This window comes from Gallibacterium faecale (assembly GCF_027920745.1).
GTDB lineage: Bacteria > Pseudomonadota > Gammaproteobacteria > Enterobacterales > Pasteurellaceae > Gallibacterium > Gallibacterium faecale.
Genome location: NZ_JAQIBB010000023.1, coordinates 19,729 through 40,560, shown reverse-complemented (window position 1 = coordinate 40,560; position 20,832 = coordinate 19,729). Strand labels below are relative to the sequence as shown.

Below are 20,832 nucleotides of genomic sequence, written 5' to 3'. Positions count from 1 at the left end.
TTTACCCCGATTATTTCTTGATCGGTTTGCGTGGGCCCTTACGGGTACGCGCGTTAGTTTTAGTACGTTGACCACGTACCGGTAAGCTACGACGATGACGTAATCCACGGTAGCATCCTAAGTCTAAAAGACGTTTGATGTTTAGTGTTACTTCACGGCGTAAATCACCTTCAACAGTAAATTTACCAACTTCGTCACGCAGTTTATCAATCTGCTCTTCAGACAATTCGCTGATCTTAACGCTTCCTGCAATACCCACTGCATCACAAATATGTTGAGCACGGGTTTTACCGATACCATAGATTGCTGTTAAAGCAATTACAGCGTGTTTATGATCAGGAATGTTAATGCCTGCAATACGGGCCACTATGCACTCCTATTTTTTGATTACTAAAATCTGGTATGTTGATCTGAAAAGCCCGTTTCAGGATACTCAAACAACATACCAATACACTATATAAAGGAGTCGAGCAGTATACCTACTCAACCAATTCTTTTCAAGAAAAATATATCAATTAACCTTGACGTTGTTTATGTTTAGGATCGCTGCAAAGCACACGAACTACGCCTTCACGTTTAACAATCTTACAGTTACGACATAATTTCTTTACGGACGCACGAACTTTCATTGCTTATCCTTTTTAATTTGGAAGATAATATTATCTATTATCTTGTCCCTTTAAGGTTTGCTTTTTTCAACACTGATTCATACTGACTTGACATCAAGTGACTTTGAACCTGAGCGATGAAATCCATAATTACCACTACAACAATCAGTAAAGAAGTACCGCCAAAATAGAATTGAACATTCCATGCTGATGTCATAATGTACGGAACTAAACATACAAAGGTAACATAAAGACCGCCAATTAATGCTAAACGAGTCATTATCTTATCAATGTAACGTGATGTTTGTTCCCCCGGTCTAATTCCTGGCAAAAATGCACCAGATTTTTTCAAATTATCCGCTGTATCTCTAGGATTATATTGCATCGCAGAATAGAAAAAGCTGAAGAATATAATCGCTACTGCATATAAAATCAAGTATAAAGGTTGTCCTGGATGTAACAACATAGATAAATCATTTAACCAATCTAAACCTTGTCCTTGACCAAACCATTGTGTAATTGTTGCTGGGAACAAAATAATACTTGACGCAAAGATTGCTGGGATAACCCCTGCCATATTAACCTTAAGAGGTAAATGTGAACTTTGCGCAGCTAACATATGACGTCCTTGTTGACGTTTTGCATAGTTAACGACTAATCTTCTTTGTCCACGTTCTACAAATACAACAAAATAAGTTACTGCAAATACAACAACAGCAATTAATAAGAGAACTAGCAGATGCATCTGACCTTGACGAGCTTGTTCAATTGTATGCGCAATTGCTGCAGGTAATCCTGCAACAATCCCTGCAAAAATAATTAAAGAAATACCGTTACCAACACCTCTTTCAGTAATTTGTTCCCCTAACCACATTAAGAACATTGTTCCTGTTACCAAACTGATAACTGCAGTAAAGTAGAAACCAAATCCTAAATTAGGTACCAATCCAGGTAACATATTTGGTAACCCTGTTGAGATACCAATTGCCTGAATGGTTGCAAGTGCCAACGTAGAATAGCGAGTATATTTGCTAATCTTACGTCTTCCTGCTTCACCTTCTTTCTTTAACTCTGCTAATGCAGGATAAACAGACGTCAATAGCTGAATAATGATCGATGCCGAAATATATGGCATGATCCCTAAAGCAAATACTGACGCACGGCTCAAGGCACCACCAGAGAACATGTTGAACATATCCACGATAGTACCTTTTTGTTGTTCAATAACTTGAGCCAATACGGCAGAATCAATGCCAGGAACCGGGATGAAAGATCCAATGCGGAATACAATCAGTGCACCTAAAACAAATAATAAACGGCGCTTTAATTCACTTGTACCGCTATGAGTACTTCTATTTTGATATCCCGGTTGTTTAGCCATCTGTTAATTATTCCTCAATTGAACCGCCAGCAGCTTCAATTGCTGCTTTAGCACCTTTAGTCACTCGTAAACCACGAACAACGACGCCAGACTTAACTTCACCTGAAAGAATAATCTTAGCGAATTGGATTTCTGAAGAAATCACTTTAGCTTCTTTAAGAGATTCTAATGTAATTTCATTACCAGAAACTTTTGCTAAATCACTTAAACGTACTTCAGCTGTTACAGCTGCTTTCATTGAAGTGAAACCAAACTTAGGCAAACGACGGTATAAAGGCATTTGACCACCTTCAAAACCACGTCTTACACCACCGCCGGTACGTGCTTTTTGACCTTTATGACCACGACCACCAGTTTTACCTAAACCAGAACCAATACCACGTCCAAGACGTTTAGCACTGTGTTTAGAACCTTCAGCCGGAGATAGAGTATTTAAACGCATTTATTACTCCTCCACTTTAACCATGTATGATACTTGATTGATCATACCTCTAACTGCTGCAGTATCAACTAACTCAACAGTGTGGTTAAGATGACGAAGACCTAAACCACGTAAAGTAGCTTTATGTTTTGGTAAACGACCAATTGAACTACGAGTTTGAGTTACTTTAATAGTTTTTGCCATGATCAATTACCCCAAAATTTCATCAACTGTTTTACCACGTTTAGCTGCGACCATTTCTGGTGATTTCATATTAGCTAACGCATCAATCGTAGCACGAACTACGTTGATTGGGTTTGTTGAACCGTAAGCTTTTGATAGTACGTTACGAATACCAGCCACCTCTAATACTGCACGCATTGCACCACCAGCGATGATACCAGTACCTTCGCTTGCAGGTTGCATAAATACGCGAGAACCTGTGTGACTACCTTTGATAGGATGTTGTAATGTACCTTCATTCAAAGCTACGTTTACCATATTGCGACGAGCTTTTTCCATCGCTTTTTGGATCGCTGCCGGAACTTCGCGTGCTTTACCATAGCCAAAACCAACACGGCCATTACCATCACCTACTACTGTTAAAGCAGTAAAGCTCATAATACGACCACCTTTTACTGTTTTGGACACACGGTTTACTGCGATTAGCTTCTCTTGCAGTTCACCAGCTTGTTTTTCGATGCTTGCCATCTCAAATTACCTCTATTAGAACTGTAGACCAGCTTCACGAGCAGCGTCTGCTAACGACTGCACACGACCATGATATTTAAAACCTGAACGATCAAAGGCAACTTCTTTAATACCTTTTTCTAAAGCACGTTCAGCAACTAATTTACCAACTACCGCTGCAGCTTCTTTATTACCAGTATATTTCACTTGCTCACGGATCGCTTTCTCAAGAGTAGAAGCTGTAGCAAGCACTTCTGAACCGTTAGGTGCAATAACTTGAGCATAAATATGACGTGGAGTACGGTGTACTACCAAACGTGTTGCACCTTGCTCTTTAATCATACGGCGTGCACGGGTTGCACGACGAATACGAGCCAATTTTTTATCCATAGTGTTACCCTACTTATTTCTTCTTAGCCTCTTTAGTACGAACTACTTCATCAGCGTAACGTACTCCCTTACCTTTATAAGATTCAGGACGACGGTAAGCACGAATATCTGCAGCAACTTGCCCGATTAATTGCTTATCAGCGCCTTTCAAAATAATTTCAGTTTGAGAAGGACATTCCGCTAAAATGCCTGCTGGTAAAGTGTGCTCAACTGGATGAGAATATCCTAAGCTTAATGCAAGCACATTACCTTTGATTTGTGCTCTGTAACCAACACCAACCAATTGTAATTTTTTAGTGAATCCTTCAGTAACACCAATAACCATTGCATTTACTAATGCTCTCGCTGTACCAGCTTGTGCATCAGCACCAGCCATTTCTAAACGAGGTGAAAAATGTAATGCATTGTTATCAATTGTAACTTCAACTGCTTTATGAATGTTGCGAGTTAACTCGCCATTTTTACCTTTTACTGTTAATAGCTGTCCGTCGAGTTTTACCTCTACACCGGCAGGAATATTAACAGGTGCTTTTGCGACACGAGACATTTCCTACCTCACTATTAAGCTACATAACAAATGATTTCACCGCCCAATCCTGCTTGACGTGCAGCACGGTCAGTCATAACACCTTTAGATGTAGAAACAACAGCAATACCTAAACCACCTAATACTTTAGGTAATTCGTCTTTACGTTTATAAATACGAAGACCAGGACGGCTTACACGTTGAATACTTTCTACAACTGGTTTTCCTTGGAAATATTTTAAAGTAATTTCCAATTCAGGTTTTACACCTTCAATAACTTTGAAGCTCTCAATATAACCTTCTTTAGCTAGAACGTCGGCAATTGCCACTTTTAGCTTGGATGAAGGCATGTTGATCGCGATCTTATTTGCAGCTTGACCGTTACGAATACGAGTCAACATATCTGCTATTGGATCTTGCATGCTCATGTTTCTTTACTCCCATGATTCCAAAATAAAGTGGTATATTACCAACTCGCTTTTCTAAGGCCTGGAATTTCTCCGCGCATTGCTGCTTCACGAACCTTAATACGGCTTAAACCAAATTTACGCAATACACCGTGTGGACGACCTGTCTGACGGCAACGATTACGTTGACGAATTGGGCTTGAATCGCGTGGTAAAGTTTGTAACTTTAACACTGCATTCCAACGCTCTTCATCAGAAGAATTAACATCAGAGATAATTCTCTTTAATTCTTGACGTTTTGCGTAATATTTTTCAGCTAATTCAACACGTTTTACATCACGTGCTTTCATTGATTGTTTTGCCATTAGAACCTGCCTTATTTACGGAATGGGAAGTTAAAGGCAGCAAGTAGTGCTTGACCTTCTTCATCTGTCTTCGCAGTAGTGGTAATAGTAATATCTAAACCACGTACACGATCCACTTTATCGTAATTGATTTCAGGGAAGATGATTTGTTCACGCACACCCATGCTGTAGTTACCACGACCATCAAAAGACTTCGCATTTAAACCACGGAAGTCACGGATACGTGGAACAGCAATAGAAATTAATCGTTCAAAGAATTCCCACATACGCTCGCCGCGTAGGGTTACTTTACAACCGATCGGATATCCCTGACGAATCTTAAAGCCAGCAACAGATTTGCGAGCTTTAGTGATTAAAGGTTTTTGACCGCTAATTGCTGCTAAATCTGCTACTGCATTATCTAGCAATTTTTTGTCGGTCAATGCTTCACCCACACCCATGTTTAGGGTTATCTTCTCGATTCGTGGGACTTGCATGACAGATTTGTAGCCGAATTTAGTTTTTAATTCGTTTACTACTTGATCTCTGTAGTAATCATGCAGTTTCGCCATCGCATTACTCCAGTTTATTTAATTGTTTCACCAGTAGATTTGAAGAAACGAACTTTTTTGCCATCTTCAAATCTGAAACCTACACGGTCAGCCTTGTTTGTAGAAGGATTGAAAATTGCTACGTTAGAAACATCAATTGGTGCTTCTTTACGCACGATACCACCTTGTTTTCCTAATGCAGGAACTGGTTTCTCATGTTTAGCAACTAAATTTAAACCTTCAACGATTACTTTACCGTTAGGTAATACCTTTGTTACTTTACCGCGTTTACCTTTACCTTTGGCAACGCTACCAGTGATCATAATCACTTCATCATTTTGACGGATTTTTGCAGCCATTTCTCACTTCTCCTCACAGTACTTCTGGAGCTAAAGAGATAATCTTCATAAACTTCTCAGAACGAAGTTCACGAGTTACCGGTCCGAAAATACGTGTACCGATTGGTTGCTCACTATTATTATTTAAAATAACGCAAGCATTACCATCGAAGCGAATAACTGACCCGTCTGGGCGACGAACACCCTTCTTGGTGCGCACTACAACTGCTTTAAGTACATCACCTTTTTTCACTTTACCGCGTGGAATTGCTTCTTTCACAGTAACTTTGATGATATCACCAACAGCAGCATAACGACGGTGCGATCCACCTAGAACCTTGATACACATTACGCTACGAGCGCCTGAGTTATCAGCAACGTCCAGCATAGTCTGTTCTTGGATCATGTTAATACTCCGCTAAAATTAAAAAACCCTTTCGGGACAAATTTACCTCTACCTCGCCTATAGGCGGATAGGGTGCGGATTCTAGCATAACGTATAGACAAAAAGCAACCTGATTTTATAGAAAATAGCAGTAAATAAAATTAGTCTATATATTGAGTGACTAAGAAAGAATTAAGCAATCAAAATATTTATTATTTTCTGTTGCTACAGACGACATCTTTATCGAAATCATCTACTTAATAAATAGAATAATTTGGATAAAAGAGAAAATAAAAAGCCCTTAGCATTGTGGCCAAGGGCTTTTAATCAAATTATTTATAAACAGCAATAGATTAGATTACTGCTTTTTCTACTACACGAACTAAAGTCCATGATTTTGTTTTAGAGATAGGACGACATTCACGAATCTCTACAATATCACCAACTTTTGCTTCGTTGTTTTCATCGTGTACATGTAATTTAGTTGTACGACGGATAAACTTACCATAGATTGGGTGTTTAACCATACGTTCGATAGCGATAACAAAAGATTTTTCCATTTTATCGCTGATCACTTTACCTTGTACTGTACGAATTTTATCAGTCATTACTCACCCGCCTTCTCAGTTAGAATAGTCTTAACAACTGCAATTTGACGACGCACTTGTTTTAACTGATGAGTTTGTTGAAGCTGACCGGTGGCTGCTTGCATACGCAACTTGAATTGCTCACCTAACAAGTTAACCAATTCAGCATTCAGCTCTTCAACACTTTTTGCACGTAGTTCTTGAGCTTTCATTACATCACCGTCTTAGTTACGAAAGTGGTCTTGATAGGCAATTTAGCCGCTGCTAATGCAAACGCTTCTCTTGCGATTTCTTCAGACACACCATCCATTTCATATAGAACTTTACCCGGTTGGATTAAGGCTACCCAGTACTCAACGTTACCTTTACCTTTACCCATACGGACTTCTAATGGTTTTTCAGTAATTGGTTTATCTGGGAATACACGAATCCAGATTTTACCTTGACGTTTAACCGCACGAGTCATCGCACGACGAGCCGCTTCGATTTGACGAGCTGTTAAACGACCACGACCAATTGCTTTCAAACCAAAGGTACCGAAACTTACATCAGTACCTGCCGCAATACCACGGTTACGACCTTTGTGGATTTTACGGAATTTAGTACGTTTTGGTTGCAACATTTAGCGAATCTCCTTACTTACGACCTTTACGCGGAGCTTTTTTCGGTTTATCCGCAGGTTGTTGTTGTTCTGATTGCATAACTGCAGCCATTCCACCAAGAATCTCACCTTTGAAGATCCATACTTTAACGCCAATGACGCCATAAGTAGTATTAGCTTCAGCAGTATTGTAATCGATATCCGCACGTAAAGTATGCAATGGTACACGACCTTCACGATACCATTCAGAACGTGCAATTTCTGCACCGCCTAAACGACCGCTAACTTCAACTTTGATACCTTTTGCACCTAAACGCATTGCATTTTGAACTGCACGTTTCATAGCACGGCGGAACATTACACGGCGTTCTAATTGAGAGGCAATGCTCTCTGCAACTAATTTTGCATCTAATTCAGGTTTTTTCACTTCCGCAATATTAATTTGCGCTGGAACACCTGCAATCGCTGCAACTGCGTTGCGTAATTTTTCAACATCCTCACCTTTCTTACCAATAACGATACCTGGGCGAGCAGTATGAATTGTTACACGAATACTTTTTGCTGGACGTTCAATAGTGATACGTGAAACAGAAGCATTCGCTAATTCTTTATTCAAGAATTGACGTACTTTAAAGTCGCCGTCTAAGTTATCGGCGAAATCTTGTGTATTCGCATACCAAGTAGATGACCAAGGTTTAACAATACCTAGGCGAATACCATGTGGATGAACTTTTTGACCCATTTGCTATTCTCCTACTGATTAACGATCTGACACAACCACAGTGATGTGGCTAGTACGTTTTAAAATACGATCTGCGCGACCTTTAGCACGTGGCATTACGCGTTTCATGCTAGGACCTTCATCAACGAAGATTTTCGCGACTTTAAGATCATCGATATCTGCACCGTCATTGTGCTCTGCATTAGCGATAGCTGATTCAAGCACTTTCTTCACTAACGCTGCTGCTTTTTTGTTAGTGTAAGTAAGAATTTCTAATGCTTGCGCTACTTTTTTACCGCGAATTAAATCAGCAACTAAGCGAGCTTTTTGTGCTGAGGTGCGAGCGAAACGATGTTTTGCAATAGTTTCCATCATCTACCCCTTACTTCTTAGCTTTCTTATCTGCGGCATGACCGCGGTAAGTACGAGTCGGTGCAAACTCACCTAATTTATGACCAATCATTTCATCAGTAACATAAACAGGAACGTGCTGACGACCATTATGGACTGCGATGGTCAATCCGATCATACTTGGAATGATCATTGAACGACGGGACCAAGTTTTGATTGGTTTTTTATCCCCGCTTTCCACCGCTTTCTCTACCTTCTTCAACAAGTGTAGGTCAAGGAAAGGACCCTTCTTGAGAGAACGTGGCATGGCTTATCCTCTTTATTCAATTAAAAATTATTTACCACGACGGCGTACGATATATTTATCAGTACGTTTGTTATGGCGAGTTTTCTTACCTTTAGTTTGAACGCCCCATGGAGTAACAGGGTGTTTACCAAAGTTACGACCTTCACCACCACCGTGTGGGTGATCTACTGGGTTCATTGCGGTACCACGAACAGTTGGACGAACACCTCTCCAACGGTTAGCACCAGCTTTACCTAATACGCGTAACATATGCTCAGAGTTACCTACTTCACCTACGGTTGCGTGGCACTCAGCTAATACTTTACGCATTTCACCAGAACGAAGACGTAAAGTCACATAATTACCTTCACGAGCAATGATTTGTACATATGCGCCCGCAGAACGTGCAATTTGACCGCCTTTACCTGGTTTTAATTCCACATTGTGTACAGTTGTACCCACTGGAATACTACGCATTGGTAATGAATTACCAACTTTAATTGGTGCATTTACACCAGATTGGATTTGATCTCCAACTGACAATCCTTTTGGTGCCAAAATATAACGACGTTCACCGTCTTTATATAATACTAATGCAATATTAGCAGAACGATTTGGATCATATTCTAAACGCTCTACAACCGCTGGGATATCTAACTTGTTACGTTTGAAATCTACTAAACGGTAATGTTGTTTATGACCACCACCGATATGGCGAGTAGTAATACGACCTAAATTGTTACGACCACCAGTTTTAGCATTTTTTTCTAAAAGTGGCGCATAAGGTTTACCCTTATATAATTCAGGATTGACAACTTTTACAACGTGACGACGACCAGCGGAGGTCGGCTTACATTTAACGATAGCCATTGATTATCTCCTCTGATTACTCTGCACTTTCTGCAAGGTCTAAACTTTGACCTTCAGCAAGTGTTACATAAGCTTTTTTCCAGTCACTGCGACGTCCCATTCTTGCACCGTGACGTTTAGTTTTACCCTTAACAACCACAGTACGAACAGAATCCACTTTCACTTCAAATAATTCAGATACTGCTTTAGCAATTTCTGCTTTGTTTGCATCTAATGCAACTTTGAAAACGATAGTGTTTGACTTCTCAGTATTATTTGTTGCTTTCTCAGAGATATGTGGTGCTTTAAGCACTTTTAGCAAACGTTCTTGACTCATGCTAACATCTCCTCAACTTGCTTCACTGCGTCCACAGTCATAACTACTTTCTCAAAAGCAATTAAGCTGACTGGATCGATACCTTGAACATCACGTACATCTACTTTATATAAATTACGTGCAGCTAAATATAAATTCTCATCTACATTTGCTGTGATGATAAGTACATCATCAAGTGCCATTTGTTTTAATTTTTGAACTAAAACTTTAGTCTTAGGTGCTTCAACTTCGAACTTCTCAACAACAACGAGACGATCTTGACGAACTAATTCAGAAAGAATGCTCTTGATTGCACCACGATACATTTTTTTGTTCACTTTTTGGCTATGATCTTGTGGCTTAGCCGCAAAAGTCACACCACCAGAACGCCAAATTGGGCTTTTGATGTCACCTGAACGAGCACGACCTGTACCCTTTTGACGCCATGGTTTTTTACCTGAACCAGACACTTCAGCACGAGTTTTTTGTGCACGAGAACCTTGGCGAGCACCTGCTGCATAAGCAACAACAACTTGGTGAACCAACGCTTCGTTAAACTCACGTCCGAAGGTAGTTTCAGAAACAGTTAATGCACTTTGTGCATCTTTAGTTACTAATTCCATTCCTATCTCCTAGACTTATGCTTTCACTGCTGGTTTAACGATTAAATCACCACCAGTTGCACCAGGAACAGCGCCTTTAACTAATAGTAATTTACGTTCAGCATCAACACGAACCACTTCTAAAGATTGAACAGTTACACGTTCATTCCCTAAGTGACCAGACATTTTTTTGCCTTTGAATACACGACCTGGTGTTTGGTTTTGACCAATAGAACCAGGAACACGGTGAGACAAAGAGTTACCATGTGTAGCATCTTGAGTACGGAAGTTCCAACGTTTTACAGTACCTGCAAAGCCTTTACCTTTTGAAGTACCTGTAACATCAACTTTCTTCACGTCTGCGAAGATATCAACATTAATTTCTTGACCTAAAGTGAATTCTTCACCTTCAGCCACACGGAATTCCCATAAACCGCGACCAGCTTCAACACCTGCTTTAACAAAATGACCTGCTTCAGGTTTAGTTACACGACTTGCTTTCTTTGAGCCAGTAGTAACTTGAACTGCACAGTAGCCATCTGTTTCAAGGGTTTTCACTTGAGTAACGCGGTTGGCTTCGATTTCGATTACTGTAACTGGAATAGACACACCATCTTCATTGAAGATACGAGTCATACCAACTTTACGACCGATTAAACCAATCATTGTAATAACCTCTTAAATTAACCTAGGCTGATCTGCACATCAACACCGGCAGCCAGATCTAAACGCATTAAAGCGTCAACAGTTTTTTCAGTAGGCTCAACGATATCAACCAAACGTTTGTGAGTACGAATTTCATATTGGTCACGCGCATCTTTGTTTACGTGTGGAGAAATCAATACTGTGAAACGTTCTTTACGGGTTGGTAGTGGAATTGGACCACGAACTTGAGCACCTGTACGTTTTGCCGTTTCTACGATTTCCGCTGTAGATTGATCAATTAAACGATGATCAAATGCTTTTAAGCGGATACGGATTCTTTGGTTCTGCATGAGACCAGAGCTCCATTCAAAAAATGATTAATAAAAAAATTCACACCTCAAATTCCAATTTATCTTGGAAAGAAGTGCGACTAACCTATTTTAGCTCCCAAATCGGGAACATTTTCTTATGACAACAATAATAAAGCCTGTGTTGCCATCATTTGATAAATGATTACATCAAATGGCTTAAAAAAGCCTGTGTATTTTATATAACCTTAACAAAATAGCAAGCACTTTTTTGATCTTTTCAGACAAAGAAGCTTTGTATTTTACCAGTTATACCAACTCAAACAGTAAAAACTCTGTTTTTTCTATCATTTCCAAAGATAATTGCGTTTCTTTAGTAATAGCAACCCCATCACTTGCTTGCACTTCTACCCCATTCAACATGATTTTTCCTTTTACCATTTGCAACCAATAATGGCGATTTGCCTTAATATCCAATAGCTGTTGTTTGGTATTATTGAATTGATAACGCCATAATTTCATCTCTTGGAATACTTTAAATGAATTTCCCTCCGCTTGTGGCGATAGAATCAATGTTGCACCTTCTTGTGCTGGAAATGCTTTCTGCTCATAGCGCGGTGTAATATTTCTTTGATTAGGTTCAATCCAAATTTGATATAGATGTAAACCCTCAGTTTGGCTTGGATTAAATTCAGAATGGGTAATACCTGTCCCTGCCGACATAATTTGGAACTCTCCCGCTTTCAGTTCCTTTATATTTCCCATACTATCCTTATGCGCTACGGTTCCTTCTAATACATAAGTAAGAATTTCCATATTTTGGTGCGGATGTGTACCAAATCCTTTACCTTGCATAATTTTGTCTTCATTAATAACTCTTAAATGAGAAAATCCCATAAAGCGAGGATCATAATACCCAGCGAATGAAAAAGTGTGATAAGTATCTAACCATCCATGATTAGCATGTCCACGTTGATTTGCTTTTCTAACATATAACATATTAAGTGATTCCCTAATTATTCATAAGTAATGACACATTCTAGCAATCAACAAATAGGAAATTAAGGTGGCATTTAGCAACAATTCATTTCCAAATTGGAAACAAACCTAAATTAGATAAGGAAACATCAAACAAAAAAAATCTCCATAAAGTGAATTGCTTTATGGAGATTAATGATTAATTAATATAAAACACGGGCTTTGATAGTCCCATCAATTTGCTTAAGTTTTTGTTGTAAACTTTCTGTATTATCTGACTCTACATCAACCACAACATAGCCAATCGCTTCATCAGTTTGTAGATATTGTGCTGCAATATTTACACCATTATCCACGAAGATTTGGTTAATCTTATTCAAGATACCTGGACGATTATGGTGGATATGTAATAAACGTTTTGCTTTCGCTAAACTATGGCTTGGTAAGGATACTTCAGGGAAGTTTACTGCGGTTACAGTCGAACCATTATCAGAATATTTCACAAATTTGCTTGCTACTTCTGTACCAATATTTTCTTGTGCTTCTGCTGTTGAGCCACCAATATGTGGTGTCAAAATCACATTTTCAAAACGGCGTAAAGGAGATTCAAATACTTCATTAATTGACGCTGGTTCTTTCGGGAATACATCTATTGCTGCACCGCGCAATTTCCCTTCATCTAATGCTTTCGCAAGCGCATCAATATCGACTACTGTTCCACGTGCAGCATTAATTAAAATAGCCCCTTGTTTTAATTGGGAAATCCGTTCTGCACTCATTAAATTCTTAGTTGAATTATTTTCTGGAACATGGAGAGAAACCACATCACTCATTGTTAATAATTCTTCTAATGTTCTTACTTGTTGTGCATTACCTAGTGGTAATTTATTTTCAATATCATAGAAATAGACTTTCATCCCTAATGATTCTGCAATCACACTTAATTGTGAGCCAATATGTCCATAACCTACGATACCTAAAATCTTACCTCTTGCTTCATTAGAACCCTCAGCAGACTTATTCCACACACCACGATGTACTTCAAAGTTTGCTTTCGGTACATTACGCATCAATAGCAAGATTTCTCCTAACACAAGCTCTGCCACAGAACGCGTATTAGAAAATGGTGCATTAAATACCGGAATACCACGTTGTTTTGCTGCTTCAAGATCAACTTGATTCGTACCAATACAGAAACAACCAATTGCAATCAATTTATGTGCGTGCTGTAAAACTTTCTCCGTAAGATGCGTACGTGAACGAATACCGATAAAATGTGCATCTTTAATTGCTTCAATTAATTCTTCTTCATCCAATGCTTTTTTGTGATATTCAATATTTGAATATCCTGCATTATGTAGTACTTCTAATGCACTATTATGTACACCTTCCAACAATAAAAATTTAATCTTTGCTTTATCTAAAGATACTTTCGCTGTCATGTTTGCATTTTCCTTTCTTTATTAAGTTTATTTAAGAATTTGAGCCCCTTCAGGCGTACCCACAATCACAATATTAGCGGGACGTAACGCAAAAATACCATTTGTTACTACGCCTGCAACATTATTTAATTCTTTTTCCATCTCAATAGGATTAATAATTTTAAAATTATGTACATCTAAAATGATATTCCCATTATCTGTAACAACTCCTTCACGATACTCTGGCGAACCACCTAACGCGACAAGCTTACGAGCCACTTGTGATCGAGCCATTGGAATCACTTCTACAGGTAATGGAAAGGTAGAACCCAACACATCAACTTGTTTAGATTTATCAACAATACAGATAAATGTTTTTGCTAAAGCAGCCACAATTTTTTCTCGAGTTAATGCTGCACCACCACCTTTAATCATCATTTTATGCGGGGTAATTTCATCAGCTCCATCTACATAAATATCTAATCCAGATACATCATTCGCACTGAACACTTCAATCCCTTGTTCACGTAATAATGCCTCAGAATTTTTAGATGCCGCTACTGCACCTTTAATCTTATGTTTAATTGTACCAAGTGCTTCAATAAAGCAGTTTACTGTTGAGCCACTCCCCACACCAACAATCGAATCTGCTTGAACATATTGTAAGGCAGCATTTGCCGCCATTTTCTTCATTGTTAATTGATCCATGCCATTATCCTTTCAATTTATTCAGATAAAAAAAGTGTCAGCAAATCATTTAAAAATAATTTGCCATGTTCCGTAATTTGCCAGCATTCCTTTTGTTCTACAATATAATCTTGTTTTAATGCCTCGTCTATTTGCTTTTCAATTACCGTTAATGAAAGTCCCGTTAATTGCTGAAAGTCTTGTTTGGGAACAGGTTCCAATAATCGAAATCGATTCATAAAAAATTCAAACGGACGATCTGCTATTGCCACTTCATGCTGTTGATAACGATAGTTTCCTGCCAGATAACCTTGCGGATGTTTGGTCTGTGAATACCTTAAAATCCGCCCGTCAGTAAAACTCACTTTACCATGTGCACCACAACCAATAGCTAAATAATCACCAAATCGCCAATAGTTCAAATTATGTTCACATTGATACCCTTCTTTCGCATACGCAGAAGTTTCATATTGCTGATAACCCGCCGCAGTTAATTTACGATGTCCTTCCGCAAAAATATCCCACAAAGTATCATCATCAGGTAAGAGAGGTGGCTTACTTGCAAATAGCGTGTTCGGTTCAATTGTTAATTGATACCAAGAAAGGTGAGGTGGGCTTAATTCAATCGCCTGTTGTAAATCGGATAATGCTTCTGATAACGTTTGATTTGGTAATCCGTGCATTAAATCAAGGTTAAAACGAGTAAATTCTGCTGCTTTTGCAAAATCCACGGCAACTTTGGCTTCAACACTATTATGAATACGTCCTAACTGCTGTAATTTACCGTCATCAAAACTTTGCACCCCCATAGAAAGCCGAGTAACGCCAGCTTGTCGATAGCCAATAAAACGCCTTGCCTCTGCTGTACCAGGATTCGCTTCTAAAGTAATTTCAATATCTTGTCGAAATTCAATTCTTTTTGCTATCTCTGTGAGCAAATATTCAATACTTTCTGCAGAGAATAAACTCGGTGTGCCACCACCAATAAAAATAGAATGGAGTTGCCTTCCTTGCACAAACGCTAATTGCTGGTCTAAATCCGCTAAAAGGTGTTGAAGATAGTCTTGTTCTGGAATGACTCCTTTTTGTGCATGCGAATTAAAATCACAATAAGGACATTTCTGCACACACCAAGGAATATGAACATAAAGGCTTAATGGAGGTAAAACAATCATCTTAATTTTTGTTGTAGTTGAACTAAAGCTCTCGCACGATGGGAAACTTGTTGTTTTTCTTCTTTAGTTAATTGTGCAAACGTACGTTGTTTCTCAGGATAGAAAAATAGTGCGTCATAACCAAAACCATTTTCACCTATTTCTTTCTCTGTAATACGTCCAACGCACTCTCCCTCAGCAATAATTGGCACAGGATCTTCAGCTGAACACAGCAAAACAATACAACTAACAAATTTAGCTGTTCGTTTTTCTGTTGGTACGCCTGCTAACGCAGCCAACAATTTTGCCCGATTTTCTGCATCATTGGCATTTTCACCAGCATAACGTGCTGAATACAACCCTGGTGCACCATTAAGACTATCTACGGCTAATCCAGAATCATCTGCTATCGCTGGTAGTCCACTTACTTTTGCAGCATGGCGAGCTTTAATTAAGGCATTTTCAACAAATGTTAATCCTGTTTCTTCTGGGCTCTCAATTCCTAATTCAGTTTGTGCCACTACCTCAAAACCAAACTCAGCTAATACATTTGCCATTTCACTGACTTTACCTGGATTACCTGTAGCTAATACGATTTTTTGTTTTGTCATAACTATCTCAAATTTAATAAAAACAAACGCACGCACAATATAGTATTGGCGTGCGCTTATACATTTTAATATAGTATAAAGATTCAACAATATTTCATCAATATCAATAAATTAATTACTCCTTGTAAAATAGTTATCATTAATGATGGTATTGTTCAAATATGTTAATCATATCTAAACGTTGTTGATGCCTTCCACCCTCATATAGTGTATTAAGCCAAAGCGTTGCTAATGATAAAGATTTTTCTGGAGAGATTACCTTTGCACCAAAAGCAATCACATTACTATCATTATGCTCTCTAGACATTAATGCACTATATTCATCACTACACAATGCACAACGAATATGAGAAAATTTATTTGCAGCAATTGAAATTCCAATTCCTGTACCACAAATAAGAATGCCTCGCTCAACTTTTCCATCTTGTATTGCTAAAGCAACTTTTTCTGCATAAAGAGGATAATCTGTTCTTTTCTCATCGAACGTACCTACATCTAATAATTCATAACCTTGTGTTGTTAACTTCTCTATTAAAAATGTTTTATGATTTAAACCTATATGATCTGAACCAATTGCAATTTTTTTCATTTTTTCACCTATACTGTTGCTTGCAAGGCTGCACCAATAGCACCATTAAAGTCTGAAGACTGAGCCTGATAAAAACAAATTTGATCATGTGGTAAGGGTTTTCTTACCATAGCTAAACACTGTTGTTTTAATTGCTGATATGGGAATCCATACATATCTATTACCCCACCACCTAAAACAATACAATCAGGGTCAAAAAGATTAATTACTGTTGCAAGAGCCCTTGCAAGATGATGTAGGTATTGCTGAATAAACTCTGAATTTATTACTTCTTTGAACGTATCTTCAAATAAATAATCTCTTTCCTCTTGCTCATACCATTCTTTTAATGCTTTACCTGAACAGCTCGTTTCTAAACATCCATAATTTCCACATTGACACTGCTTTTTAGTATCACCATAAGGAATATGCCCCAACTCACCAGCAACACCATGCTGCCCTAAATATAAGTTACCTTGCTGATAAATTGCGAAGCCTAATCCTGTTCCTAGATAAACACCAACAACATTTTTATTTTGCAATTCAAAATGATGTACATCATAAAGTAATTGTAAGTTAACATCCCGTTCTAACTGTACAGAGCAGTTAAACATATCCTGAAGATAAACAACCAATTGTTCTATCTGAGTTTGATCAAGAACTAAATTTGGTACTGAAAGAATATGCTTACGATCTCTAGATATAGCAGCAGGTAGCCCTATCACAATTTTTCTAATCGTATAGGATACACAGTATTGTTGAATAAAATCACGAATTCCATCTAATAAGCCTCTATTTATAACATCTGAAGTACGACTTTTTTGAGTTAAAAAAACTTGTTGGCATAAATTCATTATACAAATACGAATATGTGTTGCTCCCATATCAATACCAACAACAATATCTTTATCCATATTGCCCCCTTAAAAATTATTTCCAACAAACAGCGTTGATTGCATCTTGCATAACTTGCCAAGCTTTAACAATATCTGGATCATTATTAAATAAACCTGATGAACCCACGATTAGCACATCAGCTCCAGAATTGAGTAGACTTTGGAATGTGCTTGGATTACAAGAACCATCTATTTCAATTTGATAATTTAGTTGTTGTTGTTGACGATATTGTTTTAGCTCCTCAATTTTTTGTAACATCTCTGGAATAAAAGACTGTCCCGCAAAACCAGGATCAACCGTAAGAACCGTAACCTTATCCACTTTATGTAAATAATATTTTGCTGATTCTAATGAAGTTTCAGGATTAAAAATTAGACCTATCTTCATGCCTAAATTATTAATCTTATCAAACAAACGAAAAGCCTGTCCTGAAATAGTCTCTACATGTAAAGTAATCATATCAGCCCCAGCTCTAGCTAAATCATCTATATAATTTTCTGGTTTTGTTACCATCAAATGACAATCTAAAGGCTTCGTTGCAATACGGTTAACTTGTTGTACAAAAAATGGTGATAATGTCAGATTAGGCACATAATGCCCATCCATGATATCAATATGAAAATAATCAACATGCTGATCAAGAAATTCAATTTGTTCTTTAAACTTAAGTAGATCCATACACATTAAAGATGGGGAAATTAATACTTTTTTCATTTTATAATCCTTTTTAACGACTAATCAGACGATCAAGAGCGACTGCAGCAATAATCAAACCACCCATCACAACTAATTGATAATAGGTTTGTACTTGTAGAATATTCAAACCATTATTGATAACACCAATAATTAAACCGCCAATCACAACAGAAAAAATACGACCTTTACCACCAAAAAAACTTGTTCCACCAATAATGGCACTCGCAATGGCATAAGTTTCAAACCCAATACCAGCTAAAGGTTCAGCTGCTCCCAACCGAGCAGTAGAAACAACTCCTGCAAACCCAGCACAGATACCTGAAATAATAAAGACAACTAAAGTATGGAATTTAACATCAATACCTGAATAATAAGCTGACTCGCGATTCCCTCCTAAAGCATAAATATTTCTACCTAAACGCATTTTTGTAGTAAGAACCCAAAGTATTATTGCAACTATCAATGCACAAATAACTGGAACAGGAATACCTATTAGGTCCTGTGCAAAAAAGTTAACAAACTCGAAAGAAAATCCATAAACAGAATTTGCATCAGAAATTACTAAAGTAATCCCCCTAAAAATGGCATTTGTACCCAATGTAATAATGAATGGATGTAGCCCTGTGTAATTCACAAGCAATCCATTAATTGCTCCTAAGCCACCACCGACAATAAAGCTCCCTATTAATGCTGCCAAGAAAGGATCTATTCCAGATAGCATAAGTTTTGCTGTTACCATGCCAGAAAGAGCCAGAATAGCTCCTACAGAAAGGTCAATACCTGCAATTAAAATAGCAAAAAACTCTCCAACGCCAATTAATACAGTCACAGAGCTCTGTACAAGAATTTGCTGAATATTATTTACAGTTAAAAAATATTGAGGTGATAGAAAACCAAAAATCACTACAATAATACTAAGAATAAAAAACGTACCATACTTATCCCAAAATTGTGGGAAGTTAATCTTATTCATAAACAACTCCTGAAGTGATAGGAAAAGCATATTTCATAATTTGTTCCTCACTAAGTAAATCAGTATTCTCTAGAATAGTAGCTATTCTGCCTTCTCGATAAACAGCAATTCGATCACATACCGCCATAATCTCTGGTAATTCTGATGAAACCATTAAAATAGCTTTACCTGCTGCTGCCAACTCCCGCATAATTTTGTAAATTTCTGCTTTAGCCCCCACATCAATACCACGTGTTGGCTCATCAAAAATCAATACATCAGGTTGGCATGCAATCCACTTACCAATAATGACTTTTTGTTGATTACCGCCAGATAGCTCCGTAATATTTTGTTTTATTGAAGAACATTTAATTTGTAGATTTTGTTGCTGTTGCTCAGCTATCTCTTGTTCTAATGAGAAATTTATAAAACCTAATGTCCCTCTGAATTTGCTAGCTTTAAGACTTTTACTAATAGCAATATTTTGTTGAATAGAAAAATTGGCAAAAAATCCATTACCTCTCCGATTCTCAGTAATATATGCCATCCCACGTTTAACAGCTTGAAATGGTGAATCAGGTGTAATTTCTTGTTGATATAAATAGACTTTACCTCTTACTTTTCTATCTACACCAAAAATACAATTCATTAATTCTGTTCTTCCTGAACCAACTAGACCTGCAAATCCTAGAATTTCGCCTTTTTTAAGTTCAAAAGAAACATCATTAACTTGCCTTATTTTTTTACTTGTAAGGTTTTGTACGGAAAAGATTATTTCGTTAGATGATTTATGTGATGCAATAGTAAAACGAGATTGTAACTCACGCCCCACCATCAATTTGATAATGTCATCATTACTGACGTTACTGATCATTCCTGATGCTACACTGCTACCATCTTTTAAAACAGTATAACGATCACAAATTTGCCTAATTTCATTTAATTTATGAGATATATAGATAATAGCCTTACCATCAGCTTTTAGTTGCCGCATAACTACAAACAAAAACTCAATTTCTGTATTAGTTAACGATGAGGTAGGCTCATCCATAATAATAATATTTACATCAGAAATTAGCACTTTAGCAATTTCAACCATCTGTTTATATGAAATAGATAGATTTGCTACTTTTTCATCTAGATCGACTTTAATTCCTAAACGTAGTAATGTAATAGCTGCTTGCTTTCGCATTTTTTGCCAATCAACTAGACGAATTCCACATACCGTTTTATAAGGTAATCTTCCAATATAGAGATTTTCCAATACCGAAAGCTCATCAATTAAGCTTAGTTCTTGGTAAATAATTCCTATACCTAATTCTGCTGCTGTTTTATGATCAAGATATGAATAAGATTTTTCTTTAATAATTATTTCGCCTGCACTTGGGCGATGTAATCCAGAAAGAGCTTTCATCAGTGTAGATTTACCTGCCCCATTTTCACCCAATAAAGCATGAATTTCATGAGTATAAATATCAAGATCCACTTTTTTTAATGCTTGTACTACACCAAAATTTTTGGCAATACCTTGCATCTTTACCAAAAGTTCTGACATGGTAAT

General features: G+C 37.6%; 34 protein-coding genes. All 34 read right to left on the bottom strand.

What is annotated here, in order from left to right:
- Window positions 1–10: 10 nt before the first annotated feature.
- Window positions 11–367 (bottom strand): 30S ribosomal protein S13, encoded by a 357-nt coding sequence (gene rpsM / locus PF272_RS01950; RefSeq protein WP_013745942.1) that lies wholly within the window; start codon window positions 365–367, stop codon window positions 11–13.
- Window positions 368–515: 148 nt separating this feature from the next.
- Window positions 516–629 (bottom strand): 50S ribosomal protein L36, encoded by a 114-nt coding sequence (rpmJ, locus tag PF272_RS01945; protein WP_005548767.1) that lies wholly within the window; start codon window positions 627–629, stop codon window positions 516–518.
- Between the two features lie 37 nt (window positions 630–666).
- Complete coding sequence (gene secY / locus PF272_RS01940) at window positions 667–1,989, bottom strand: preprotein translocase subunit SecY (protein WP_065234042.1); 1,323 nt, start codon at window positions 1,987–1,989, stop codon at window positions 667–669.
- A 7-nt stretch (window positions 1,990–1,996) separates the two neighbouring features.
- The gene (gene rplO / locus PF272_RS01935) at window positions 1,997–2,431 is read right to left on the bottom strand and encodes a 50S ribosomal protein L15 (protein ID WP_065234041.1); all 435 of its coding nucleotides are present in this window, start codon (window positions 2,429–2,431) and stop codon (window positions 1,997–1,999) included.
- A gap of 3 nt (window positions 2,432–2,434) precedes the next feature.
- Window positions 2,435–2,614, bottom strand: a complete 180-nt coding sequence (gene rpmD / locus PF272_RS01930) for a 50S ribosomal protein L30 (RefSeq protein ID WP_013745945.1) — start codon at window positions 2,612–2,614, stop codon at window positions 2,435–2,437.
- A 6-nt stretch (window positions 2,615–2,620) separates the two neighbouring features.
- Window positions 2,621–3,121, bottom strand: coding sequence for a 30S ribosomal protein S5 (gene rpsE, locus PF272_RS01925; RefSeq protein WP_065234040.1), 501 nt, complete (start codon window positions 3,119–3,121; stop codon window positions 2,621–2,623).
- Window positions 3,122–3,136: 15 nt separating this feature from the next.
- Window positions 3,137–3,490, bottom strand: coding sequence for a 50S ribosomal protein L18 (gene rplR / locus PF272_RS01920; protein WP_013745947.1), 354 nt, complete (start codon window positions 3,488–3,490; stop codon window positions 3,137–3,139).
- Between the two features lie 13 nt (window positions 3,491–3,503).
- Window positions 3,504–4,037 (bottom strand): 50S ribosomal protein L6, encoded by a 534-nt coding sequence (gene rplF / locus PF272_RS01915; RefSeq protein WP_271141418.1) that lies wholly within the window; start codon window positions 4,035–4,037, stop codon window positions 3,504–3,506.
- Between the two features lie 14 nt (window positions 4,038–4,051).
- Window positions 4,052–4,444, bottom strand: coding sequence for a 30S ribosomal protein S8 (rpsH, locus tag PF272_RS01910; RefSeq protein WP_065231796.1), 393 nt, complete (start codon window positions 4,442–4,444; stop codon window positions 4,052–4,054).
- A gap of 38 nt (window positions 4,445–4,482) precedes the next feature.
- On the bottom strand, window positions 4,483–4,788 hold the full coding sequence (gene rpsN / locus PF272_RS01905; RefSeq protein WP_065231797.1) for a 30S ribosomal protein S14: 306 nt from the start codon (window positions 4,786–4,788) through the stop codon (window positions 4,483–4,485).
- Window positions 4,789–4,799: 11 nt separating this feature from the next.
- Window positions 4,800–5,339, bottom strand: a complete 540-nt coding sequence (rplE, locus tag PF272_RS01900) for a 50S ribosomal protein L5 (protein WP_065231798.1) — start codon at window positions 5,337–5,339, stop codon at window positions 4,800–4,802.
- 14 nt (window positions 5,340–5,353) lie between these two features.
- Window positions 5,354–5,677 carry a 50S ribosomal protein L24 gene (gene rplX / locus PF272_RS01895; RefSeq protein ID WP_065231799.1) on the bottom strand — a complete coding sequence of 108 codons (324 nt, stop codon included), beginning with the start codon at window positions 5,675–5,677 and terminating at the stop codon, window positions 5,354–5,356.
- Between the two features lie 13 nt (window positions 5,678–5,690).
- On the bottom strand, window positions 5,691–6,062 hold the full coding sequence (gene rplN, locus PF272_RS01890; RefSeq protein WP_013745953.1) for a 50S ribosomal protein L14: 372 nt from the start codon (window positions 6,060–6,062) through the stop codon (window positions 5,691–5,693).
- A 332-nt stretch (window positions 6,063–6,394) separates the two neighbouring features.
- On the bottom strand, window positions 6,395–6,649 hold the full coding sequence (gene rpsQ, locus PF272_RS01885) for a 30S ribosomal protein S17 (protein ID WP_065231800.1): 255 nt from the start codon (window positions 6,647–6,649) through the stop codon (window positions 6,395–6,397).
- A complete protein-coding gene (gene rpmC, locus PF272_RS01880) occupies window positions 6,649–6,840 on the bottom strand; it encodes a 50S ribosomal protein L29 (RefSeq protein ID WP_066108030.1) in 192 nt (63 codons plus the stop codon). Before rpmC ends, rpsQ begins: the two co-directional genes overlap by 1 nt.
- Window positions 6,840–7,250, bottom strand: a complete 411-nt coding sequence (gene rplP / locus PF272_RS01875) for a 50S ribosomal protein L16 (RefSeq protein WP_013745956.1) — start codon at window positions 7,248–7,250, stop codon at window positions 6,840–6,842. The genes rpmC and rplP overlap by 1 nt, the downstream gene beginning before the upstream one ends.
- A 13-nt stretch (window positions 7,251–7,263) precedes the next feature.
- Window positions 7,264–7,971: a 30S ribosomal protein S3 gene (rpsC, locus tag PF272_RS01870; RefSeq protein WP_065231801.1), complete on the bottom strand. Its 708-nt coding sequence runs from the start codon at window positions 7,969–7,971 to the stop codon at window positions 7,264–7,266.
- An 18-nt stretch (window positions 7,972–7,989) separates the two neighbouring features.
- The gene (gene rplV, locus PF272_RS01865) at window positions 7,990–8,322 is read right to left on the bottom strand and encodes a 50S ribosomal protein L22 (RefSeq protein ID WP_013745958.1); all 333 of its coding nucleotides are present in this window, start codon (window positions 8,320–8,322) and stop codon (window positions 7,990–7,992) included.
- Window positions 8,323–8,332: 10 nt separating this feature from the next.
- On the bottom strand, window positions 8,333–8,608 hold the full coding sequence (rpsS, locus tag PF272_RS01860) for a 30S ribosomal protein S19 (RefSeq protein WP_013745959.1): 276 nt from the start codon (window positions 8,606–8,608) through the stop codon (window positions 8,333–8,335).
- 27 nt (window positions 8,609–8,635) lie between these two features.
- Complete coding sequence (gene rplB, locus PF272_RS01855; RefSeq protein ID WP_065234039.1) at window positions 8,636–9,457, bottom strand: 50S ribosomal protein L2; 822 nt, start codon at window positions 9,455–9,457, stop codon at window positions 8,636–8,638.
- 16 nt (window positions 9,458–9,473) lie between these two features.
- Window positions 9,474–9,773, bottom strand: a complete 300-nt coding sequence (gene rplW / locus PF272_RS01850; RefSeq protein ID WP_065234038.1) for a 50S ribosomal protein L23 — start codon at window positions 9,771–9,773, stop codon at window positions 9,474–9,476.
- Window positions 9,770–10,375, bottom strand: coding sequence for a 50S ribosomal protein L4 (gene rplD / locus PF272_RS01845; protein WP_065234037.1), 606 nt, complete (start codon window positions 10,373–10,375; stop codon window positions 9,770–9,772). Before rplD ends, rplW begins: the two co-directional genes overlap by 4 nt.
- 15 nt (window positions 10,376–10,390) lie before the next feature.
- On the bottom strand, window positions 10,391–11,020 hold the full coding sequence (rplC, locus tag PF272_RS01840) for a 50S ribosomal protein L3 (protein WP_065231803.1): 630 nt from the start codon (window positions 11,018–11,020) through the stop codon (window positions 10,391–10,393).
- 17 nt (window positions 11,021–11,037) lie between these two features.
- On the bottom strand, window positions 11,038–11,349 hold the full coding sequence (rpsJ, locus tag PF272_RS01835) for a 30S ribosomal protein S10 (protein ID WP_001181005.1): 312 nt from the start codon (window positions 11,347–11,349) through the stop codon (window positions 11,038–11,040).
- Between the two features lie 267 nt (window positions 11,350–11,616).
- Entirely contained in the window at window positions 11,617–12,306 is a 690-nt protein-coding gene (locus tag PF272_RS01830; protein WP_271141417.1) for a pirin family protein, read from the bottom strand.
- Between the two features lie 182 nt (window positions 12,307–12,488).
- Window positions 12,489–13,727, bottom strand: a complete 1,239-nt coding sequence (gene serA / locus PF272_RS01825) for a phosphoglycerate dehydrogenase (protein ID WP_065237305.1) — start codon at window positions 13,725–13,727, stop codon at window positions 12,489–12,491.
- A 27-nt stretch (window positions 13,728–13,754) separates the two neighbouring features.
- Window positions 13,755–14,414 carry a ribose-5-phosphate isomerase RpiA gene (gene rpiA / locus PF272_RS01820; RefSeq protein WP_065234034.1) on the bottom strand — a complete coding sequence of 220 codons (660 nt, stop codon included), beginning with the start codon at window positions 14,412–14,414 and terminating at the stop codon, window positions 13,755–13,757.
- Window positions 14,415–14,431: 17 nt separating this feature from the next.
- Window positions 14,432–15,568, bottom strand: a complete 1,137-nt coding sequence (hemW, locus tag PF272_RS01815) for a radical SAM family heme chaperone HemW (protein ID WP_271141416.1) — start codon at window positions 15,566–15,568, stop codon at window positions 14,432–14,434.
- The gene (locus PF272_RS01810; protein ID WP_271141415.1) at window positions 15,565–16,158 is read right to left on the bottom strand and encodes an XTP/dITP diphosphatase; all 594 of its coding nucleotides are present in this window, start codon (window positions 16,156–16,158) and stop codon (window positions 15,565–15,567) included. The genes hemW and PF272_RS01810 overlap by 4 nt, the downstream gene beginning before the upstream one ends.
- Before the next feature lie 139 nt (window positions 16,159–16,297).
- Window positions 16,298–16,747: a ribose 5-phosphate isomerase B gene (gene rpiB / locus PF272_RS01805; RefSeq protein ID WP_271141414.1), complete on the bottom strand. Its 450-nt coding sequence runs from the start codon at window positions 16,745–16,747 to the stop codon at window positions 16,298–16,300.
- Window positions 16,748–16,755: 8 nt separating this feature from the next.
- A complete protein-coding gene (gene alsK, locus PF272_RS01800; protein ID WP_271141413.1) occupies window positions 16,756–17,640 on the bottom strand; it encodes an allose kinase in 885 nt (294 codons plus the stop codon).
- 16 nt (window positions 17,641–17,656) lie between these two features.
- Window positions 17,657–18,337, bottom strand: coding sequence for a D-allulose 6-phosphate 3-epimerase (gene alsE, locus PF272_RS01795; protein WP_271141412.1), 681 nt, complete (start codon window positions 18,335–18,337; stop codon window positions 17,657–17,659).
- Window positions 18,338–18,350: 13 nt separating this feature from the next.
- Window positions 18,351–19,292, bottom strand: a complete 942-nt coding sequence (gene alsC / locus PF272_RS01790; RefSeq protein WP_271141411.1) for a D-allose ABC transporter permease — start codon at window positions 19,290–19,292, stop codon at window positions 18,351–18,353.
- A complete protein-coding gene (gene alsA / locus PF272_RS01785; protein ID WP_271141410.1) occupies window positions 19,285–20,826 on the bottom strand; it encodes a D-allose ABC transporter ATP-binding protein AlsA in 1,542 nt (513 codons plus the stop codon). The genes alsC and alsA overlap by 8 nt, the downstream gene beginning before the upstream one ends.
- Between the last annotated feature and the right edge of the window lie 6 nt (window positions 20,827–20,832).

Coding starts and splice junctions, on each gene's coding strand:
- alsE (WP_271141412.1), bottom strand. CDS start 18,337: ATGAAAAAAGTATTAATTTCCCCATCTTTAATGTGTATGGATCTACTT.
- rplP (WP_013745956.1), bottom strand. CDS start 7,250: ATGTTGCAACCAAAACGTACTAAATTCCGTAAAATCCACAAAGGTCGT.
- rplB (WP_065234039.1), bottom strand. CDS start 9,457: ATGGCTATCGTTAAATGTAAGCCGACCTCCGCTGGTCGTCGTCACGTT.
- rpmD (WP_013745945.1), bottom strand. CDS start 2,614: ATGGCAAAAACTATTAAAGTAACTCAAACTCGTAGTTCAATTGGTCGT.
- PF272_RS01830 (WP_271141417.1), bottom strand. CDS start 12,306: ATGTTATATGTTAGAAAAGCAAATCAACGTGGACATGCTAATCATGGA.
- rplW (WP_065234038.1), bottom strand. CDS start 9,773: ATGAGTCAAGAACGTTTGCTAAAAGTGCTTAAAGCACCACATATCTCT.
- serA (WP_065237305.1), bottom strand. CDS start 13,727: ATGACAGCGAAAGTATCTTTAGATAAAGCAAAGATTAAATTTTTATTG.
- alsA (WP_271141410.1), bottom strand. CDS start 20,826: ATGTCAGAACTTTTGGTAAAGATGCAAGGTATTGCCAAAAATTTTGGT.
- rpsQ (WP_065231800.1), bottom strand. CDS start 6,649: ATGACTGATAAAATTCGTACAGTACAAGGTAAAGTGATCAGCGATAAA.
- alsC (WP_271141411.1), bottom strand. CDS start 19,292: ATGAATAAGATTAACTTCCCACAATTTTGGGATAAGTATGGTACGTTT.
- rpiB (WP_271141414.1), bottom strand. CDS start 16,747: ATGAAAAAAATTGCAATTGGTTCAGATCATATAGGTTTAAATCATAAA.
- hemW (WP_271141416.1), bottom strand. CDS start 15,568: ATGATTGTTTTACCTCCATTAAGCCTTTATGTTCATATTCCTTGGTGT.
- secY (WP_065234042.1), bottom strand. CDS start 1,989: ATGGCTAAACAACCGGGATATCAAAATAGAAGTACTCATAGCGGTACA.
- rplV (WP_013745958.1), bottom strand. CDS start 8,322: ATGGAAACTATTGCAAAACATCGTTTCGCTCGCACCTCAGCACAAAAA.
- rplN (WP_013745953.1), bottom strand. CDS start 6,062: ATGATCCAAGAACAGACTATGCTGGACGTTGCTGATAACTCAGGCGCT.
- rplD (WP_065234037.1), bottom strand. CDS start 10,375: ATGGAATTAGTAACTAAAGATGCACAAAGTGCATTAACTGTTTCTGAA.
- rpiA (WP_065234034.1), bottom strand. CDS start 14,414: ATGGATCAATTAACAATGAAGAAAATGGCGGCAAATGCTGCCTTACAA.
- rplR (WP_013745947.1), bottom strand. CDS start 3,490: ATGGATAAAAAATTGGCTCGTATTCGTCGTGCAACCCGTGCACGCCGT.
- PF272_RS01810 (WP_271141415.1), bottom strand. CDS start 16,158: ATGACAAAACAAAAAATCGTATTAGCTACAGGTAATCCAGGTAAAGTC.
- rpsS (WP_013745959.1), bottom strand. CDS start 8,608: ATGCCACGTTCTCTCAAGAAGGGTCCTTTCCTTGACCTACACTTGTTG.
- rplF (WP_271141418.1), bottom strand. CDS start 4,037: ATGTCTCGTGTCGCAAAAGCACCTGTTAATATTCCTGCCGGTGTAGAG.
- rplC (WP_065231803.1), bottom strand. CDS start 11,020: ATGATTGGTTTAATCGGTCGTAAAGTTGGTATGACTCGTATCTTCAAT.
- rplX (WP_065231799.1), bottom strand. CDS start 5,677: ATGGCTGCAAAAATCCGTCAAAATGATGAAGTGATTATGATCACTGGT.
- rpsN (WP_065231797.1), bottom strand. CDS start 4,788: ATGGCAAAACAATCAATGAAAGCACGTGATGTAAAACGTGTTGAATTA.
- alsK (WP_271141413.1), bottom strand. CDS start 17,640: ATGGATAAAGATATTGTTGTTGGTATTGATATGGGAGCAACACATATT.
- rpsC (WP_065231801.1), bottom strand. CDS start 7,971: ATGGGTCAAAAAGTTCATCCACATGGTATTCGCCTAGGTATTGTTAAA.
- rpsH (WP_065231796.1), bottom strand. CDS start 4,444: ATGAGCATGCAAGATCCAATAGCAGATATGTTGACTCGTATTCGTAAC.
- rpsE (WP_065234040.1), bottom strand. CDS start 3,121: ATGGCAAGCATCGAAAAACAAGCTGGTGAACTGCAAGAGAAGCTAATC.
- rpmJ (WP_005548767.1), bottom strand. CDS start 629: ATGAAAGTTCGTGCGTCCGTAAAGAAATTATGTCGTAACTGTAAGATT.
- rpsJ (WP_001181005.1), bottom strand. CDS start 11,349: ATGCAGAACCAAAGAATCCGTATCCGCTTAAAAGCATTTGATCATCGT.
- rplO (WP_065234041.1), bottom strand. CDS start 2,431: ATGCGTTTAAATACTCTATCTCCGGCTGAAGGTTCTAAACACAGTGCT.
- rpmC (WP_066108030.1), bottom strand. CDS start 6,840: ATGAAAGCTCAAGAACTACGTGCAAAAAGTGTTGAAGAGCTGAATGCT.
- rplE (WP_065231798.1), bottom strand. CDS start 5,339: ATGGCGAAACTGCATGATTACTACAGAGATCAAGTAGTAAACGAATTA.